Consider the following 1,916-nt stretch of genomic DNA (forward strand, 5'->3'; position numbering starts at 1 on the left):
AAGGAACGACCTCAAACTCACTGGCCAATACCAAGTCAGCCAAAAGCTAACCAAAAATGTGATCAGCCTTCATTCGAAGGCTAGCCAAAGGGGCTGGATTCCCGCCCACAAGCATTGCGGGAAAGACGAGTGTTGAATTGCTATCCCATATAGAGGTTCAACAAACAAATAACCTGCTTTGATAAACTCAGGTGTAGATGCGGCTGCGAGCTTCCAAAAAAGGGACTTTTTGGCAGAGCCTACAGGGACTGTACTCGCGGCGTCTCGCAGAAGTATCTGCACATACCCCGCTGGGAAGCGGTAGGTTACCAAGAAGGTAGGACCTTCAATAACCTAACCCAACACCAAATATATCAATTGAAAATGGGATCAGCCTTCATTCGAAGGCTAGCCAAAGGGGCTGGATTCCCGCCCACAAACATCGCGGGAAAGACCAGTATTGAATTGCGATCCCATATTACGAGAATGACCAGCAATAGAGAAACTATCGACAATTAGAAACGCTTAATCGAAGAGAGAAAATCAGCCAGTGTAGATGCGGCTGCGAGCTTCGGCAGCATGGACGCTGCCGCAGAGCCTACAGGGATTGTACTAGCGGCATCTCGCAGAAGTATCTGCATAAAGGCCCACGGCAAGTGATAGATAACCATGAAGGGTCGACCTTCAAACACTCTGCCAAATATCAAAATAGCCGAATGAACCCGAGAAAATGTGATCCGCCTTCATTCGAAGGCTAGCCAAAGGGGCTGGATTCCCGCCCACAAGCATCGCGGGAAAGACACATTGAGGATCAATGTTCAAATCGTTCCAATTAAATCACCACAAAGCTAAACGCGAAAATGTGCTCGAGCTGCAGGCTAAATATGACCCGTTAATGATACAGGTCAGTAGGACTCTATCGGCAGCTGATGATCATAGCCCCACTGTGCCCAAGAGCCGTCGTAGAGGACGTTGTACTGATAACCCGCCTCTACCGATGCCAAGATCAAGATGCAGGCGGTGATCCCTGAGCCGCAGCTGAAAATACGCTGAGAATCTTGCTCACTAGCAAGCCCGGCAAAAATCTGTTGCAGTTCTGCCGTGGTTTTTAGACCATGACCATCCAAGACTTGAGAGAAAGGCAGGTTAACCGAGTTGGGGATATGGCCGCTACGAACCCCTTCTCTGGGCTCAGGTGCCTGACCTGAAAAACGCGCCGCTCCGCGTGCATCGAAAATACTGATGTCTTTATCCGACAGCTTATTGAGCAGGTAAGTTGAATCACATACCCAAGAATCCTGCACATTCACCTTAAGGTCACTTGCCCCTCCTAAAACTGAATCGGCAAGAGTTGAATCTGACAATCGACTAGCAGTCGCCCTGCCTTCGGCTAACCATCGGGGTAAGCCACCATCAAGCACATAGACATGCTCAAATCCCATCACCTTGAAGATCCACCAGGCCCTGGGAGATGAGTAAATTCCTTGATTGTCATAAATCACCACCTGGCTAGCCTGAGAGATCCCTAATCCAGAAATGATGTCAATAAACTGAGCTACCGTAGGAAACGCATGGGTCTGCTTTGAGGTTAGATCGCAAAGTTCATTTTCGAGATCGAGTTTCTTGGCACCGGCAATACAGCTGAATGTGTCATAGAGGAGCTGTGATTTCCCCACCACCTTTTCCATGCTCGCGTCGAGCACGATGAGCTTATCATCATTTAGGTGTTGTTCGAGCCACTGGGTTGTGACTAGGGCTGACTTTATCGCTTGCTTCATTCGACTCTTCTCTTAGCTAACAATGCGTAACTCGCTATTGAACCGGAACTCCGGGGGCCTGCCATGCACCTGTGTTATACAGTGGCACGGTCGATAAGGCGTGCTTATGGCTACCTTGAGTCTCTTTGGTGGAATATGAAAGATACAGTAAGGTTTGGT

General features: G+C 48.8%; 2 protein-coding genes. Both read right to left on the reverse strand.

Features of this window, described 5'->3' with window-relative positions; genetic code table 11:
• Nucleotides 1–884: 884 nt before the first annotated feature.
• Nucleotides 885–1,745, reverse strand: a complete 861-nt coding sequence (locus tag HRU42_RS21095) for a sulfurtransferase (RefSeq protein ID WP_295034059.1) — start codon at nt 1,743–1,745, stop codon at nt 885–887.
• Nucleotides 1,746–1,791: 46 nt separating this feature from the next.
• Nucleotides 1,792–1,916: CreA family protein (locus tag HRU42_RS21100; RefSeq protein ID WP_295034061.1), on the reverse strand; the 125-nt coding region annotated here is incomplete at its 5' end.

This window comes from Shewanella sp., from assembly GCF_013214165.1.
Taxonomy (GTDB): domain Bacteria; phylum Pseudomonadota; class Gammaproteobacteria; order Enterobacterales; family Shewanellaceae; genus Shewanella.